The following is a 16504-nucleotide window of genomic DNA, read 5'->3' as shown; positions in this document are numbered from 1 at the left end:
ATGGTAGTTGAGTAAATAACAATGAATCTAACATAATAGATATTTTGTTAAATTTATATGATCGCTCTAAAATCATTGGAATCCTTGTTGTTTAAGGGTTCTTTTCTTTTTGTTGAGAACCCTAAGAAAATGAATATAACGTTTTGTTCTAATAAGTTTTTTAAATAAAACGTAATGATGAATGAGGGGGTTATAAGAGCAAAAAGAACCGATAGCAATGCAATTCAACTAATTGGGGACAAAGAGTAATTCAGCACGTGAAAGAGGAAATCTTGCATAGTAACTAACGCATAGATTGCTAAAGATAACTTTTAATTTTATTCAGCAATCGGGCCAATTAATTTATGTTAACTAGCTTAGTATAGAATATTCATTTTTTTATACTATTTTCGGTACTGTTTTTTATTTTATTTTATTTTCAGTTTCGTTTTTAGTATTATTTGAAGTTTCATTTTCGATTTGTATAAGGAAAAGCCTAAATTCAATGTCACATAAATATATATACTATGGTGGTTATTTTATGGAGGTGAGTGTATGCACCAATGCCGTTGTTGTCACGGTGCAGGATGTTGTCGTTATTGTGGTGGGGCTGGTATGTGTTGTTGTTGTAGTGGACGTGGATGTCACCACTGTCAGGGAAGTGGATGTTGCCCTTGTTGTCACGGTGGCAGAAGATGTGGTTGTTGTGGTGGATCGGGTGTTCAACCAATGTAAAGCTTATATTTCTATTAAGACGGGAGCTTATCTAAGCTCTCGTTTCTTATGTTTGTTGTGTTAGAAACTATAAATTAACTTGATAATAAAACGATTAACGAAATACTAACCGTCAAAAACATTCTGTTTCCACTTTTCTTCGTGGTTCACCCACTAAACTATAAATATTATAGATTTTAAGTGTTAGTGAAAACAATGAACAATTTGTGACAGCCAATTTTATACGAAAGGGTAGAGTTATGTAGACTTTATATAAATAGAGTATACATTCACATATTTCTTTATTTCTTTTATACTTAAGTGGAATCATATAAGCTATTCCGAAAGTAGGATGAGTAAAATTGAATAACCCTGAAAATAAAGCATTATTAAAAATTCTAGGACCGCTGGAGCTTGAAGTAATGAAAGTAATCTGGTCTAGAAAAGAAGGAACGGTTCAACATGTGTTAATTGAATTAAATAAGCAAAATAGCTATGCCTATACTACTATTATGACAATCATGAATCGATTAGATAAAAAAGGAATTCTCACACGTAGTAAGTTGGGAAAAGGATATGAATATAAGCCTTGTTACAGTCCAAATGAACTCATTCAACAAAATTCCTCTGAACAAGTGGAACATCTCCTTCATCATTACGGAGATATTGCTATTACACAGTTTGTCGATGCTGTTGGTCATAACCCCGATCAACTTAATAAGCTGAAGGAACTAATCCAAAAATTAGAGCAGGATGAAAAATAATGTCTCGATTATTTCAACTTTCAAATGTATACGTTTTATGGATGGTTGGTGTAATTACTTTAGTTATCGGATTTTGCCTATTTTTACATTATCAAACGATGCCGGGGTATATGTATTGGATGTTGGAATGTTGTAACATTCAGCGTTATCAATTGCTTACATTTACCTTGATTACTTTTGGGATCCTCTTTGTATGTTCCGCTATGTACTTTTTATTTCTGTCTAAAAAGACGAAAAAATTTATTACTAAATTAAATTTATATAGAACAGATTGTTATGAATCAAATGAAATTGAGGTCTTTCAACAAAAATATTCTGTACAGGTTCAGGTTGTTGATTATACTCAACCTTTTGCTTTTACGTACGGATTTATTCATCCTAAAATTCTAGTTAGTACTACCTTAATCGACTTATTACAGCCATTTGAATTAGAGGCTGTATTGGAACATGAGTATTATCATTGTCAAAACAGAGATCCATTTAAATTATCAATTTGGTTTAGCTTAGCACGTGTATTTTCATTCTTACCCATCTCTCGAAAGTTGTATGAACGCTATATGATGGAAAAAGAAATAAAAGCAGATACTTTTGCGATTCATAAGGTAGGAATTAAAGCTGTTGCATCAGCATTATACAAATTAATGACAAATGTACCGTCTTCTTCATTTGCAACGGCACACTTTCAAAACCACTCTTTTCAAGATGCGAATACGAGGATTGAGGTTCTTATAACAGGAAAATATAAACGTCCACCTATTTCTCTGTTAGTGTGGATGAGGTCCATCATTCATATACTTTTCATTGCCTTCCTAATAGGATGTGTGTCACTTTTGTGAAAACGGACTCTCCTATGTATTTTTTAAATACTACAATCATGTAGTATGTTATTGACTGAATACAGACCATCTACTACAATTGTGTAGTAGATGGTCTGGTTACTATCTGTATGACAAGATGATGGAGGAGAGAAATCATGAAAAAGTTTATTTTCGGTGCATCATTTATTGCTTTAATGGCATTTGGCGCAACAGCTTTTGCTGCTAGTCCAACGGAACACAAAACGACAAGTCATGAAGATTGTATGACAATGAGTGAAGAAGATTGTGCGACAATGAGTATGAAGGACTGTATGAAGATGATGAAAGATTCTAAAGGTATAAGTATGAAAGACTGCATGAAAATGATGAAGAACATGCAAAAATAAATCAGAAAACAAGGGCTGGTTAATTGTTAACCAGCTTTTGTTTATATTTGTTTGTTTTATATCGCAAAGTTACGACAATCTTTTGCTCATTCTAAACATATATTTGATTTGTGATCCATATGTTTTAAACATTCGTTTCCACAAACTTCACATACATATGAACAAAGATGGCAGAGAGATTTTGCATCCATGCTATGACGGACCATATATTTCATACATAGGTCATAGATACATGGACTAATAATAATCCCGGTTATGACTAATAGAAGATACTCATTTATTCCAGGGCGCTTTTTTTAAATAAGAAAACATAAATTATCTTCCAAAATACCAGCTAATAAGGGCTTCTTGCTTATTCAAGAAAAGGGCGCGATTCTTAAGTAGTGCATCGGGTTTTGTGAAGTTTATTAAGGTAAAAAGATGGTTATGACATTCAAAACGTGCAACAACTATTCTAGGTTGTTTGCACGTTTCTTTCTAATTTCCACATATAATGTTGCTTTAGGCACACTAGTGAGTTTCACAATGTCTTTTACACTTAACCCATTCGTGTTTCTACTATTATATAGTCGTAAGGCTTCTTCTATATTCTTTCTCGGTTGTGAAGGACGACCCATGTGTTTTCCTCTCGATTTTGCTCTTTCTCTACCTTCAGATGTTCGTTCAACGATTATATCTCTTTCAAACTGCGCAAAAGAACCTAAAACATTGAATAATAAAGATTGTAGTGGGTTTGCTGTTTCAGTGACCTTAAATGATAAATTATCTTTGATAAAATAAATATCAACTTTTTTTTCTTGCAGTGTTTCTATAATTTTATTTAAATCAATAATCGATCTGGCCAAACGATCTATTTTTGTCACCATCACTGTATCTCCCGGTCTCACGTTTTCTAATAACTTTTTTAGCTCTTCTCTATTTTTAGTGGTCGTGCCAGTAATTTTTTCTACATAGATACGTTCGCAACCATTTTCTTTTAAGGTCTCTTCTTGTGATGCTAAATCTTGGCCAACAGTTCTGACTCTCGCATAACCAATTTTCATAATTAAGCTCCTTTTGTCTATAAATTAATAATCTTTTATACTTTAAATTATAGACTATCTTTTAGACTGATTTCTACTAAAAAATACATAAAAAATACCTTCTAAACATAAGTGTCTAGAAGTTACAACTTTTAGACAAACTATTTTGGTTTTAAATGGAAAATAAAAATTGATTTAAATTATTAATTTTAAAATAAATATTTCCAATGATATATCTAATGGAATTTACAAAGGGTAAATTTTACAAAAATTTTAAAAGAGGAATAGGAAAGAAAGTACAAAAGGAAAATAAACTGAAGGTTCGTAATTTATTTTGTTTTCATACGAGTAAGTAGCTCAGATCAAAATGAGGGAAGTCAACATCAAGCCATGCTGGAAAATGGTCTCAACGAACGAGATATCTTTTTGGATAAACAAAGTGGGAAAAATTTCAATCGAGAGCATATCAGCTGCTAAAACGGATGATCCGAAAAGGAGATATTCTTTACATTCATTCCCTGGATTGTTTTGGCCGGAACAAAGAAGAGATACTTCATGAATGGAATGACATTACTAAGAATATTCAAGCAGATATTGTAGTGATGGATATGCCGTTATTTGACACTACTCAATATAAAGATAACCTTGGTACATTTATCGCAGCTTGGTTTTACAAATACTTTCCTGGATAGTTCAGGAAGCGAGATCGTATTCGAAAACGTCAGCGTGAGGGAATAATGTTGCTTTAATGAATGGTGTAACGTTTGGGCGACCAAAAATACAGACTACAGATGACTTTAATTAAATCTATACCAGATGGAAGGCCGGAGAGATGACAGCTGTAAAAGCTATGAAAGAATTAGGTGAAAAAGACGACCATTTATTATTGGTTAATGAACATGAAAAAGGCTATAAAAAGTTTACTTTATAATAGTAGAAACTCGGCAAAAAACATAACCAATTTCCATTATGAGATGTTAAAAAGTCTACATTTTATAGGTTGGTTATGGAATACGAAAAGTCTTTTAGAAGTTCAAATATATAATAGGAGAAACTCGACATTAGAAGTTTAAAAGTACTCTTCTAACAACTTTTTATTTGTAGAAATAAAAATGTAGTCTATAGATGGTTATGGTACTATTTGCTAGAATAGGAATTAGTATACTTTATTTTATTAAATTTTGGGATTTCTTCAGAAAAAGGAGATTGAATGGATGGTAACATACAGAATTATGAGATGCTTATAACTGGAACAGTAGCTCCATTTATTGGCACTGGGCTATCAGAAGAATTTAAAGAAATATTATACTCGTTGGAAAGTAGGGGAGATGACAGTTGTTAAAGCCAAGCGAGAACTCAACGTAAAAAAGGAAACTTTGTATTAGTTAGTTAAGGAATGTGAACAAGTCGTAAATATTAGCGTTATATAATAGAAGAAACTCGGGTAACAAAAGACTTAATTTATTAAGAAATAGAAAATAAAAATATAAAATCAATACATATTATTGGTAATTAAATATGGTAAAAAAAACAATACATAAATTGCAATATAATCAACACAAATTAATATATGTTGAATTCTACCAAAAAAGTATATCATTATGAAACTAATTAATAACTAGGGGATAATAGTAATGAAAATAAAAGTAAATTTATTTGATAAAGGCTTATTAAAAAGTTTTTTTTCAATTTTATCAGTAATAAGTGTTTTAATTTCTTTTGTTTTAATTGTAATTGATATTCCTAGCAAATATAAACTTATTACAGGAATAGTGTTTTTTCTGTTGTTAATTATTACTTATCTCGTAATGTGGGTTCTGGCTAACCTCTCGAATAACGTTAAATTAAATATCAATAATTCAACAGTACGCGTTATGGTAGGAGATATTTTCGAAGAAAATGAATTAAAAGTGATTCCTTTCAATGAGTATTTTGATACATGTGTAGATAATAGAATTATTTCAGAAAGAACTATTAATGGCATGTATATAAATAATTTAGTAAATAACGTTGAAGAGCTGGATCTACTAATTGATTCTGATCAAAAATTAAATGAAAAAATCATTACCGTATCAAATGATAGACAGGCAGGGAAAAAGAAACAATATAGGCTTGGTACAATTTTTCAGCACGGAGATTACCTGCTAACTTCTTTTGCTAGATTTGACGAAAATAACAGAGCTTATTTATATATGAATGACTATATTAATTTCCTTATAAATTTATGGAATGAAATTGATATTGTTTATGGAGGGCGTACAGTGACAATACCTCTGATAGGTTCAGGAATAACAAGATTTAAAGAATATAATATGGTATCTGAACAAGAATTGCTCGAATTATTAATCTGGTCATTTAAAGTAAGTAGGATTAAGTTTACCCATCCTTCTCACGTTTCAATAGTAATACATGAATCCAAAAAGGATAAAATAAATTTTTATAGATTAAGGAGTGTAGAGAATGGCTTATAGAAATGGTGTTTATGCTGCATTTGATGGTCAGGGTACGGTGGGATCTTATTCGTATGAGAAAAGAAATTATTCAACAAGTCATGTTCATGCGATGCTCTCTGCAGCTTTAAGCTCAATGATAGATAAGTCTGAATGCTTGATTTTCCTAAATACCCCCAATTCAATCAATTATAAAGATGTAATACAACAGCAAACTAAGTCTCCTTGGATTTATTTGGAGATAGCTATGTCTCAAATAGTAAGAAAAAAGACACCGAATAGAAAAGTCTTTTCCAAATCATATTTTGAAGCTGCTGGGAAAGAACTAGCTATCAACTATAACCTGGATATGAGACATCTTCAGCCTCTAACATTACAAGACCTTACTAGATGGAAAGACGCCTACAATAATGCTACGAATATAATTCATCCATTAGATGTATTATACAAGCAACATAAGCTCACTGACGATTTTTCTTTAATTCCCGGTTAAAACCTGAATTTGAAGATTCAAATTATTTCACTAGTTGCTAAGAAAGAAATATTTCAGTCAAGGTATTGCCAAATTAAATATGTAGATGAATGATCTTTGAGGGATGAACTAATTTTAAATTTTAAGGAATTTGTGAACAGTGAAAAGTAGTAAAGGCGGACGAACTATATAAATTCTTGGATTAAAGTAACTGGCTACAGGGTAGGGAATCGTTTAACAAACGGATGTGCTATAACTTATCTTGGGAGGTTACATCAAAAATCCGGAACCCATTTTAATAATTATCGCTAGGACTTCCCCTAATGATTGGAAATTCGATACCTTTGTTTTCTACAGTAATCAAAAACATACATCGTTAAAGTGTATTGATGATAAATCTGGTGTTTCTTTATATACTGCAGTAAACCACTACGATATGATTTGCACTATTATGAGGCCTTGCCGGATTCGGTTTGTTCGTCAAAAAGGGTATTTTAACCATTTACCAGGGATAGTCTGTTCACGGGATAGAAAAAGAATGAAAAAATCAAAGAAGTCAATAAAACGTTCCAGCATGTGGTATAATTTATGTATTGAAAACCCTTTTTGGAGGCCGTATGAGTCAAACTAAGTCAAAAATATTTATAGGATCTGCTAGTGAATCACTTGAGTATGTAGATGCAATTCACGAAGGATTAGGTCGTATTGCAGAAGTTACACCTTGGTCCACAGGGGTATTCAGAGCACTTGAATATAGCATGGAAAGCCTAGAACGACAATTAGACCAAAATGATTTTGCTGTATTTGTATTTTCACCAGATGATATTGTAAATATTCGGGGGAATGTAACATATATCACCAGGGACAATACATTGTTTGAAATGGGATTGTTCTGGGGAAGACTAAGAAGAGGTAGAGTTTTTTATATAATTCCTAATCAGATCCCGTCAAGTGATGAGGCAAAAGGGGTTCGTTTACCAACTGATTTAGATGGAATCACTGTTTTGTCATATGAAATTCGAACAGATGATAATTATGATGCAGCTGTAAATTTAGCTTGCAGGGCTATTAAACGTACGATTGTAGAAAAAGGACCGTTCCAAGATCCAGCAAAACTTTTAGCTGAATCACAATCCGAAAGAGAACAAGACTACACACTAATTCGAGTTCTTCGAACCTTATCAAAGCGTTTGTTATCTGATCAGTCACAGAAATTTGAATTTCTTCAGGAAGCTGTTAGAAATGGTTATCAAGCACCTAATAACTACTTCGTTGAAGGAATTGGTGTCTGGAAACCAGAAGGTACAGATGGACTGAGGCAAATTGCCGGAAATGAAGGGCAAGGAAAATTTTATCCATTTAATATAAATGATGATATTGAATGGACGGACCGAATTGTTGTTATAGATTGTTTTCTGCAAAATGAAGAACTGGTTTTCGAAAAGAACACATCACCTTATGATAATACTTATGTGTTATGCTATCCGATAGAGGAAAAACTAGTATTGACTGTTGCAATAACAGGCAGACAGGGTTTAAATAAAGAAGAGATAGATCTAATCTTCTTAGATAATTACAATCTTTTGAATACTATTAATAATATTTACGGAGGTGCTTCTTTATGAAAAGAATAACAATTGGTCCTAGTCGTGATTCTTATAAGATTGGAGAAGTAGTAACAGGAAATAAAGCAGTTATTACCTCCAAAAATGGAAAAGAAGAGACTGGACGAGTAATATATAAGCGGAAAGCTGAATATAGAGATGATCCTTTCAGGAAAAGAGCATAAGATTTACAAGAGTGGAATTGGCCTCCACTCTTTTTTATTTCTTAAGATATATAAGTGATAATGGAAGGTGTCTTAAAAAAAACTTTTACCATGAAGGTTATTTTACCTTCACTTACATGAAACAGAAATGGCAATAGACTCTGTAATGCAGCTTGATGAATATATTACATGAAGATAAAAGAAAAATATTTAATGCTACCAGTATATTTACTTAAGAATTTCTGATGAAAAATGATTTTATAAATTTATAATGTTCTTGTTTACATAATACAGATTATAAACAGCAAATTAATTTTAAAAGAGCAGTGAGTACTGCTCTTTTTGTGGTGTTGAAAAGTCTGATGTCAGCTGTTGAACGACAATAAGATGTTTCATTACAAATAAGATTAAACTCCAGTTATTCAACAATCGGGCCATTTTATTGAATAAGAGAAGGTAAAAATAGAGTTGTGTATAAATATCCTGCAATTCGAATTTTAAACAAGTAGATAAGTTGGGTTAAAGAAAAGTTGAGAAGAGGAACTTCAAAATGATAAATATTATAAATTAACACCCCATAAATGGTTGAGTTTCAAATGTACCAGGCTCCAAAAAAATTTGAACCTATCTTTGAATCAATCTTGCATTGGTAAATCAAGGGTTAAAGAATATGGACCAAATTAATTCAATCTTCTAGAGGTTTTTCTAGTAGTTTTCCTTCAATTAAAACAACTTTATTGTTATACATTAGTCTTTAAATGCTCCCAAAGTTAATCATTCTCTCCCGATTTACAAGATACACCTCTTTAATGATGGACCTAACCTTCTCATACTCTCTACTTTCTATTGCTTCAAAAATCAGTTGATGTATTTCATTGGCAGAATAATGTTTTTGTGTTGGAGTTAGCTTCCAATTGACAATCCCCATTTGAATAATTTTGTCTTTTATTGAGTCATACATCTTTATCATTAAGTTATTTTTCGATGAAGAAACCATACTTTGAGTAAAAAGTATAGAATACTTCACATATTCATGATACTCGTCACGTACTTCTGCTTCTATTTGCTTTTCTAAATGACTGCTTAACTCTTCTAAATCAAAAACACATCTTTTTTCAATTACTGCATCTATGGAATAGGACTGCAAGAAAAAAAGCACCTCAACTGAATCTATTAACTCTTTCAAGGAAATTTCCTTAACTAATATTCCCCTTTTGGATAAAGAAGAAACAAATCCTTCAGATTCTAACCGTGAAATTGCTCCTCTAATGGGTGTACGGCTCATGTTGAGTTTTGCAGCGAGTTCATTCTCTGACAAGAGGGTGCCAGGCATATATTGAGCATTTATAATATCTTTACGGATCGTTTTATAAGCAATTTCTACAAGTGAAGTAGAGGACATGTTTTTCCAATTCCTTTCAAACTTTATATGTAACCATATTACAAGAACGATTATGCCCCTGCAAGGTTAATAGAGTGTGTAAAGAAAATTCTATGAACTCTATAATTTCTTATTATTAAATAAACTAATTCTTAATATTGTGTTTACATTCCTCAATTAAAATGAATTTTGTATTCATCTTGTATACAAGATTTAATTTACTCAACCTTAGGAGGAAAATCATGAAAAAGCTAATTTCTACTCTATTTATTGGTTTGTTAGTATTAGGAGTTTTATCAGCATGTTCTAACACAAGTTCATCAAAAGAAATGGACAAATTTGTTATTGCTTATTTACCTCAAGAAACAGATGAACAAATGCAAAAAACTTATGGTGATTTTGAAAAGAAATTATCAGAAAAACTAGGAATGGAAGTAGAAGCTTACCAAGCAAATAGTTACAATGCTGCGATTGAGGCGATGAAAAACAATAAAGCAGATTTAGCCATGTACGGTCCATTTTCTTATATTGTAGCTGAAGAAAGAGCGAATGCAGAAGTGATTGCAAGTCTTAGCTTACAAGCTTTAGAAGGTAAACCAGCTTCCGTTATTGTTGTACCAAAGGATTCAGATATCCAAACGATTGCTGATTTGGAAGGAAAAACGATGGGGTTTGCCGATCCGGTTTCTACAACTGGCCACTTATTACCGAAAGCTACGATTGTAAAAGAGTTAGGAATTGAGGCTGAGAAGCTTGAAAAAGATGGTGCATTTTTTAAGAGTGTTCAATTTGCGGGAGGTCATGATAAAGCACTTCTTGGCGTAGTTCGTGGACAATATGATGCAGCAGGTGTCTCGGCAATGATGCCTTCTATGTTAGAACAGAAAGGGATTATTGAAAAAGGATCATACAAAGTTATTGCTGAATCAGAATCGATTTCAGCAGGAGGTGCTTTTAGTATTAGAGGGAATATCGATAAAGAAGTAAAAGATATTGTAAAGGAGTTTTTATTAAGTTACAACGATCCTAACTATTTTAAAAGCATTGTAGGAACTGAGGATGCTAAATTTATTGAGTCTACTGATGCTGATTTTGATCAAATTCGAGATATTGCAAAATTAATGAATTTAAGTCCTGAACAATTACTTGAAAACTAGGGGAGTATTATCACATGAATACTACTAAAAATGCTTCAACAAAAGTTGAAATGAAAAAGATGAAACGTACATTCTCTTTCATATTATTCATTGTGTTATTTGCTTTTTCGATTTGGTTTGTGAAAATGAATCCTATTGAATTAGTACAAAGCTTACCAACATTTATACAGTTTTTATTTACTGATTTCTTTCCACCAAACATTTCGGACATTAAAACCTATATTGGGCCAGTAGTAGATACGATTATCTTTGCTGTCATTGCAACATGCTTTTCTTCCTTGTTTGGAATTGTTATTGGTTTCTTAATGGCACATAATACAACCCCTCACCCAGTCTTTCGCATCGTTTTTAGAGGTGGGATTTCCTTCCTAAGGAATATCCCTTTCCTTGTTTGGGCTTCTATATTGGTTGTGATTTTTGGTGTAGGAACTATGCCGGGTCTGTTTGCATTAGTGTTGTTCGGAACAAGCTTTTTATCCCGTGTATATGCTGAAGCTATTGAAGAGTTAGATAAAGAGGTCGGGGAAGCCTTGGATGCTTGTGGTGCGAGTTATCTTCAAAAATTAAAACATGCCATCATTCCACAGTTTCTCCCAAGCTTCTATTCTTGGTCACTATTCATGTTTGAAATCAATATCCGTGCATCTGCTATCCTTGGATTAGTAGGAGCAGGTGGTTTAGGCAGTATTATAAAACAGACGATGGACCTATTCCAATACAGTAAAACCTCTACGGCTATTGCGATCATGGTAGTCCTTATCTTAATGGTGGAATATGTTACACATCGGGTAAGGGAGAGATTAATCTAAATGTCAAAAAATCAAATTCCAATTTCCAATTCAATCGCTATTGATAAAAATCCTATGTATCAAAAGAAAAGAATTCCAATTGCTCATAAACAAACCCAGCGTCAGCAACGAATCTTTTTTTCTACAGTAATAGTTCTGTTCTTATTTTGTTTAACGCAACTGGATATAAGTATTATTCAATTTCAAGATGGTTTAAGTAGAATTCCAACAGTATTATCCCAAATGGCCCAAATCTCGTTTGTTAATTTTGCAGAATTATCAAGAGAAATGATTGTATCCCTTGTTGTGGCCTTTTTGAGTCTAGTATTTGGTGTAGTGATTTCAGTCGTACTAGCTTTTATAGCGGCACGAAATATGACACCGAACCGTTATATTGGAATGGTTTTGCGCTTTACTTTTATGATTATTCGGGCTATACCCTCTACAATTTGGGTATTAATCGCTGTAGCAAGTCTAGGATTTGGTTCAATGGCAGGTGTTTTAGGGCTTATTTTCCCTACTACCTCTTTCCTCGTTAAATCATTTTCTGCTCAAATCGAAGAAGTAGGAGAAGAAACGATTGAAGCTATGCAATCCGTTGGTGCTACATGGTGGCATATTGTTTTTAGAGGCTTAGTTCCAACATTGTTTACGAACTTTTTAGCAATAACAGCATTTCGTTTTGAAATGAATGTGGCCGAATCTGTCATCCTTGGAATGGTTGGCGCTGGGGGTATTGGTTTATTAATACAAGGATATATCTCATTTTATGATTTTAATCATTTAAGCTTAGGGATTCTGATTGTTTTTTCGACGATGATTTTAATGGAATTTACATCTAATCAAATCAGAAAACGTATATCTGTTTAATACGAATTTTATGGGAGGAAAAAAGATTGAAAACCATTCTGAAAGTTAATAATTTAGTAAAACAATATAATGGAGAAACGATTGCTTTGAACGGGATAAACTTAGAAGTGAAACAGGGAGAATTTATTGCTGTTATTGGTCCAAGTGGTGCAGGGAAATCAACACTTCTACGCTGCATCAATCGCCTTATCACTCCTTCAAAAGGAAGTATAGAATTTTTAGGACAAAGAGTAGACTCAGCTTCAAAAAAAGATCTTCGTAAAATCAGGGCAAATATGGGTATGATTTTTCAACATTATAATCTTGTATATAGATTAAGTGTATTAGAGAATGTTTTACATGGCAGATTAGGGTATATGGGTTCACTTGCAGGAGTTTTTAATAAATATAGTGAAGAGAATAAAATTGAAGCTATTGGTCTACTTAAGAAGGTAGGTCTAGAAAAAGAAATATATAAACGTGCTGATGAACTATCTGGTGGTCAAAAACAAAGAGTAGGAGTTTGTCGAGCTTTAGCCCAGAAGCCTGAACTAATTCTTGCTGATGAACCGATTGCTTCATTAGATCCGAAATCTTCTTCGATTGTAATGGATGCTATCTATCAAAACTGTACTCAACAAGGAATTGCTTGTTTAGTGAATCTTCACCAGGTGGATGTTGCAAAAAAATACGCGACAAGAATTGTTGCAATTAAAGCTGGAAAAGTAGTTTTCGATGGAAAAACGAGTGAGTTAACAGATGAGATGATTCAATATTTATATGAAGGTAAAGAGCACGAAATGTATCAAGTGGCAAGTAAGGCCAATTAAGAAGGATTATAAATTTTTTTAGATTAACTTGTACTCATCTTGTATACAAGATGAGTGAATTTATCAGTGGAGGGATAATAATGATAGTTGAAAATAGAAGTGCGAATAGTGAATCATCAAACCGAGTCATACCTTTTGAGGGTATCCGAAATTTCCGTGACATGGGAGGCTATAAGACAACTGATGGTAGAAGAGTAAAGCGTGGATTGTTTTATCGCTCCGCTGAGCTAACTGGCATAACTGAGAAAGATTTAGAGCTTTTTAAAACACTTGGGATTAAATACATTTTTGATTATCGTGATGAAAATGAGGCTAAATTAAATCCAGATCCTATTATTGCAAATGTACTAAATGAAAGAATTCCAGCAATCGAGGCAGAACAACTTGCGCCTGTCCTCTCAATAGAAGAACTAGTAAAAAGTGAATTTTTTAAGCAAATGAATGGGAATATGCTTACTGATTTCTATTCTAAGATGGCGATTAATAATGCTTCATATAAAAGACTAATGGACATTATACAAAATGCAGATCATTTAGGATTAGTGCACCATTGTGCAGCTGGAAAAGATCGTACAGGAGTTGGAGCAGCTTTAATTTTACTAACATTAGGTGTACCGAAAGAAACGGTTTTGGAAGATTATTTAATAACTAACGAAACATTAAAAGATTTCAATGAAGGAATCAAGATGAAGGTTTCAAATTTTTTATCAGCTGAAGATAATAAAAAATTTGAAGGAATGATGACAGCGAAAGAAGAATATTTAGAAGCTGTTTTTAAAAAAATTGAACAGATTTATGGGGGTTTGGACCGTTATTTACTTGAAGAATATAATCTTACATTTGATAAAAGAGAACAGCTTAAAAGTAATTGTCTAGAATAGTAACTTAAGTGGGGACGATTGTCCAGATAATAAAAAAGCCGAACTTTCCTTAGAGTAGGAAAATCGGCTTTTTTTATGTCGAATTTTGCTTAGCGTATGTTTTCCGTGTTTTGCTACCGGGACCCCAATAAGAAGGATCGCTTTTTTTGTTTTTGTAGCTAACTAGGTAGTTAGTTGAAGAAGGGAATTTTATCTTAAAGGTAATAAACAGTTCTTTTGTTCATATACATTCAAAGGAGTACAAGTCCAGGTATGTTGAAAGAGGTGGTTTTCCTTTGTCAAAGTGGTATGATCCTTATTACCAACAGCCCAGTGGTCAGTATTATCGTCAATATTATTTCAACGTGCCTCAACCCCAACCATTAAGGCAACCTTACGGAACATATTTCTCACAGTTTCGTCCAATCCGTCCTTCAACTAAGGACGAGTTGATTCTTCCAAAAGGGTACAAATACGATATTGTAGCCACTTGGGGTGAAGATTTAGGGAATGGAGAAAAGTTTGGGTATAACAATGATTTCACATGTTATTTTGGCAATAATCCGAATGAAGGTTTGTTATGGGTCAATCATGAATATATCGGTCATATGAGTATTTTCGTCACTGGTTATAAGGAAGAACCGGGAACTAAACGGACAGCAAAACAAATAGCCATTGAAAAATATAACCTAGGTGGATCTGTAATCCATATCCGAAAAGGTGCTGCGGGTAATTGGAGTATTGTCAAAGGTTCTAAATATAATAGACGAATTACAGGCAATACACCTATCAATTTAACAGGACCAGCCAAAGGGGATGCTGCAGTAGGTGGAGTTACCAAAGTAATCGGGACTTTTGCGAATTGTTCAGGTGGAAAGACACTTTGGAATACAGTTTTTTCAGGTGAAGAGAATTATGAGGGGATAGTAGAAGATTGGTCGGAAAGTCCTGAAGTTCCACCTTTAAACCCTACTCATTATGGATGGGTGGTTGAAGTTGATCCTAATGATCCAACCTCTATACCAAAAAAACATACAATGCTTGGTCGATTTGCACATGAGAATGCGGTTATGACACTTGGAAAAACAGGACGTTTGGTCGTTTACACTGGCGATGATGCGAACGATCAGTGTGTTTACAAATTTGTAAGTGATGGGGTGTATAAGCCCGAATTAGGAAAACAAAATGGTCATCTTCTTGAAAACGGAACTCTATATGTTGCAGATATGGGTTCAAATAAGTGGATTCCACTTGATCTTAATAAAACTCCTAAATTAAAGGACAACTATAAAACACAAGGGGAACTGTTAGTAAATACTCGTGAAGCAGCAAAACTAGCAGGCGGTACTCCTCTAGATAGGCCAGAGGATATAGAGATTCATCCACGGGACGGATCAGTATTTATTGCTTTTACAAACAATTTAAAGCACGGAAATTATTATGGTCAGATTTATCGCCTCGTAGAAGGAGACAATAATCATGAAAGTACCTCTTTCGTTTATGAAATTTTTGTATCAGGGGGACCGCAAAGTGGCTTTGCCTGTCCAGATAACTTGATGTTTGATCAGTCAGGAAATTTATGGGTATGCACGGATATCTCTTCTGATAAGACGAATCAAGGGGCTTACAGCCCATTCAAAAACAACGGGTTGTTCATGATTCCGACAGAAGGACCTAATCGAGGTAAAGCGATACAATTTGCTTCTGCACCCGTACAGGCGGAGCTAACAGGAACATGGCTGGCTCCAGGGGGGGAAACATTATTCATGTCAGTTCAGCATCCTGGAGAAGAGAGTAAAGATGTCAATAACCCGACAAGTCGATGGCCATACGGAGATATTCCAAGACCATCTGTTGTTGCGATTTCAAAGCAGTAAAAAACGAAAATAATAAACAGATGTAGGGTATATAGAGTAAGTCTCTGAAAAAGAAAAAACCTCAGAACAAACAAAGAAATGCTGAAGACTAACTTCAGCTTTTTATTATTCAGTCCAATGTTTGAATTATATTTAGGTTGAATAAGGTAAATGTATGAAAATAAAGGGACGTACATATTAGACATATCTAATATGTACGTCCCTTACTTTATTTCTTGCTGCACTAACGAGTTGAAGAAGATGGTTGAACGAATTACTATTAAACATTTTTGAATTGTTATAGAAAACGTATTGTAAAGTGACAGTAAAGTCATTTATTTTTAAAACCTCAAACACGCATAACCCCGTTCTAGTTTTAAAACGGGGTTAAAATAAAGTTTGGTTAATTT

17 protein-coding genes and 1 pseudogene are annotated in these 16504 nt (G+C 33.3%); 15 read left to right on the top strand and 3 right to left on the bottom strand.

The window, feature by feature from the left end; genetic code table 11:
* Positions 1–520: 520 nt before the first annotated feature.
* The 4 genes from QFZ72_RS16835 (at position 521) to QFZ72_RS16820 (ending at position 2661) form a co-directional block, all read left to right on the top strand.
* Entirely contained in the window at positions 521–778 is a 258-nt protein-coding gene (locus tag QFZ72_RS16835; RefSeq protein ID WP_307435384.1) for a hypothetical protein, read from the top strand.
* Positions 779–1055: 277 nt separating this feature from the next.
* The gene (locus QFZ72_RS16830; protein ID WP_307435382.1) at positions 1056–1457 is read left to right on the top strand and encodes a BlaI/MecI/CopY family transcriptional regulator; all 402 of its coding nucleotides are present in this window, start codon (positions 1056–1058) and stop codon (positions 1455–1457) included.
* Positions 1457–2293, top strand: coding sequence for a M56 family metallopeptidase (locus QFZ72_RS16825; RefSeq protein ID WP_307435379.1), 837 nt, complete (start codon positions 1457–1459; stop codon positions 2291–2293). The genes QFZ72_RS16830 and QFZ72_RS16825 overlap by 1 nt, the downstream gene beginning before the upstream one ends.
* Positions 2294–2430: 137 nt before the next feature.
* The gene (locus QFZ72_RS16820) at positions 2431–2661 is read left to right on the top strand and encodes a hypothetical protein (protein ID WP_307435378.1); all 231 of its coding nucleotides are present in this window, start codon (positions 2431–2433) and stop codon (positions 2659–2661) included.
* Between the two features lie 86 nt (positions 2662–2747).
* Here the strand turns inward: QFZ72_RS16820 and QFZ72_RS29795 are convergent, their stop codons facing one another.
* Positions 2748–2876 (bottom strand): four-helix bundle copper-binding protein, encoded by a 129-nt coding sequence (locus QFZ72_RS29795; RefSeq protein ID WP_483862254.1) that lies wholly within the window; start codon positions 2874–2876, stop codon positions 2748–2750.
* Between the two features lie 234 nt (positions 2877–3110).
* The gene (locus QFZ72_RS16815; RefSeq protein WP_307435375.1) at positions 3111–3704 is read right to left on the bottom strand and encodes a recombinase family protein; all 594 of its coding nucleotides are present in this window, start codon (positions 3702–3704) and stop codon (positions 3111–3113) included.
* Between the two features lie 306 nt (positions 3705–4010).
* Here QFZ72_RS16815 and QFZ72_RS29545 point away from each other — a divergent pair.
* The 5 genes and pseudogenes from QFZ72_RS29545 (at position 4011) to QFZ72_RS16790 (ending at position 8394) form a co-directional block, all read left to right on the top strand.
* Positions 4011–4614 (top strand): annotated as a pseudogene (locus tag QFZ72_RS29545) (recombinase family protein).
* A gap of 703 nt (positions 4615–5317) precedes the next feature.
* On the top strand, positions 5318–6154 hold the full coding sequence (locus QFZ72_RS16805) for a macro domain-containing protein (protein WP_307435370.1): 837 nt from the start codon (positions 5318–5320) through the stop codon (positions 6152–6154).
* The gene (locus QFZ72_RS16800; protein WP_307435367.1) at positions 6144–6626 is read left to right on the top strand and encodes a hypothetical protein; all 483 of its coding nucleotides are present in this window, start codon (positions 6144–6146) and stop codon (positions 6624–6626) included. Before QFZ72_RS16805 ends, QFZ72_RS16800 begins: the two co-directional genes overlap by 11 nt.
* 596 nt (positions 6627–7222) lie before the next feature.
* Positions 7223–8230 carry a nucleotide-binding protein gene (locus QFZ72_RS16795; RefSeq protein ID WP_307435364.1) on the top strand — a complete coding sequence of 336 codons (1008 nt, stop codon included), beginning with the start codon at positions 7223–7225 and terminating at the stop codon, positions 8228–8230.
* Positions 8227–8394: a hypothetical protein gene (locus tag QFZ72_RS16790; RefSeq protein WP_307435361.1), complete on the top strand. Its 168-nt coding sequence runs from the start codon at positions 8227–8229 to the stop codon at positions 8392–8394. Before QFZ72_RS16795 ends, QFZ72_RS16790 begins: the two co-directional genes overlap by 4 nt.
* A gap of 733 nt (positions 8395–9127) precedes the next feature.
* Here the strand turns inward: QFZ72_RS16790 and QFZ72_RS16785 are convergent.
* Positions 9128–9775 carry a GntR family transcriptional regulator gene (locus QFZ72_RS16785; protein ID WP_307435359.1) on the bottom strand — a complete coding sequence of 216 codons (648 nt, stop codon included), beginning with the start codon at positions 9773–9775 and terminating at the stop codon, positions 9128–9130.
* A 221-nt stretch (positions 9776–9996) separates the two neighbouring features.
* Between QFZ72_RS16785 and QFZ72_RS16780 the strand changes: the two genes are divergently transcribed.
* The 6 genes from QFZ72_RS16780 (at position 9997) to QFZ72_RS16755 (ending at position 16115) form a co-directional block, all read left to right on the top strand.
* Entirely contained in the window at positions 9997–10911 is a 915-nt protein-coding gene (locus QFZ72_RS16780; protein WP_307435357.1) for a phosphate/phosphite/phosphonate ABC transporter substrate-binding protein, read from the top strand.
* A 14-nt stretch (positions 10912–10925) separates the two neighbouring features.
* Positions 10926–11720 carry a phosphonate ABC transporter, permease protein PhnE gene (phnE, locus tag QFZ72_RS16775; protein ID WP_307435355.1) on the top strand — a complete coding sequence of 265 codons (795 nt, stop codon included), beginning with the start codon at positions 10926–10928 and terminating at the stop codon, positions 11718–11720.
* A complete protein-coding gene (locus QFZ72_RS16770; protein WP_307435353.1) occupies positions 11721–12569 on the top strand; it encodes a PhnE/PtxC family ABC transporter permease in 849 nt (282 codons plus the stop codon).
* 26 nt (positions 12570–12595) lie between these two features.
* Entirely contained in the window at positions 12596–13378 is a 783-nt protein-coding gene (phnC, locus tag QFZ72_RS16765) for a phosphonate ABC transporter ATP-binding protein (protein ID WP_307435350.1), read from the top strand.
* Between the two features lie 80 nt (positions 13379–13458).
* Positions 13459–14259 (top strand): tyrosine-protein phosphatase, encoded by an 801-nt coding sequence (locus QFZ72_RS16760; protein WP_307435347.1) that lies wholly within the window; start codon positions 13459–13461, stop codon positions 14257–14259.
* A 275-nt stretch (positions 14260–14534) separates the two neighbouring features.
* A complete protein-coding gene (locus tag QFZ72_RS16755) occupies positions 14535–16115 on the top strand; it encodes a PhoX family protein (protein WP_307435345.1) in 1581 nt (526 codons plus the stop codon).
* Positions 16116–16504: the final 389 nt, after the last annotated feature.

This window comes from Bacillus sp. V2I10, from assembly GCF_030817055.1.
In the GTDB taxonomy this organism is placed as follows: domain Bacteria; phylum Bacillota; class Bacilli; order Bacillales; family Bacillaceae; genus Bacillus_P.
Note: the sequence above shows the minus strand (reverse complement) of the source record. Positions and strands in the feature narration are given on the sequence as shown.

What these genes read in the sequence shown, in the direction of transcription:
- phnE (WP_307435355.1), top strand. Translation starts at nt 10,926, where the DNA reads ATGAATACTACTAAAAATGCTTCAACAAAAGTTGAAATGAAAAAGATG.
- QFZ72_RS16820 (WP_307435378.1), top strand. Translation starts at nt 2,431, where the DNA reads ATGAAAAAGTTTATTTTCGGTGCATCATTTATTGCTTTAATGGCATTT.
- QFZ72_RS16785 (WP_307435359.1), bottom strand. Translation starts at nt 9,775, where the DNA reads ATGTCCTCTACTTCACTTGTAGAAATTGCTTATAAAACGATCCGTAAA.
- QFZ72_RS16790 (WP_307435361.1), top strand. Translation starts at nt 8,227, where the DNA reads ATGAAAAGAATAACAATTGGTCCTAGTCGTGATTCTTATAAGATTGGA.
- QFZ72_RS16760 (WP_307435347.1), top strand. Translation starts at nt 13,459, where the DNA reads ATGATAGTTGAAAATAGAAGTGCGAATAGTGAATCATCAAACCGAGTC.
- QFZ72_RS16795 (WP_307435364.1), top strand. Translation starts at nt 7,223, where the DNA reads ATGAGTCAAACTAAGTCAAAAATATTTATAGGATCTGCTAGTGAATCA.
- QFZ72_RS16800 (WP_307435367.1), top strand. Translation starts at nt 6,144, where the DNA reads ATGGCTTATAGAAATGGTGTTTATGCTGCATTTGATGGTCAGGGTACG.
- QFZ72_RS16770 (WP_307435353.1), top strand. Translation starts at nt 11,721, where the DNA reads ATGTCAAAAAATCAAATTCCAATTTCCAATTCAATCGCTATTGATAAA.
- QFZ72_RS16780 (WP_307435357.1), top strand. Translation starts at nt 9,997, where the DNA reads ATGAAAAAGCTAATTTCTACTCTATTTATTGGTTTGTTAGTATTAGGA.
- QFZ72_RS16805 (WP_307435370.1), top strand. Translation starts at nt 5,318, where the DNA reads ATGAAAATAAAAGTAAATTTATTTGATAAAGGCTTATTAAAAAGTTTT.
- QFZ72_RS16835 (WP_307435384.1), top strand. Translation starts at nt 521, where the DNA reads ATGGAGGTGAGTGTATGCACCAATGCCGTTGTTGTCACGGTGCAGGAT.
- QFZ72_RS16815 (WP_307435375.1), bottom strand. Translation starts at nt 3,704, where the DNA reads ATGAAAATTGGTTATGCGAGAGTCAGAACTGTTGGCCAAGATTTAGCA.
- QFZ72_RS16825 (WP_307435379.1), top strand. Translation starts at nt 1,457, where the DNA reads ATGTCTCGATTATTTCAACTTTCAAATGTATACGTTTTATGGATGGTT.
- QFZ72_RS29795 (WP_483862254.1), bottom strand. Translation starts at nt 2,876, where the DNA reads ATGAAATATATGGTCCGTCATAGCATGGATGCAAAATCTCTCTGCCAT.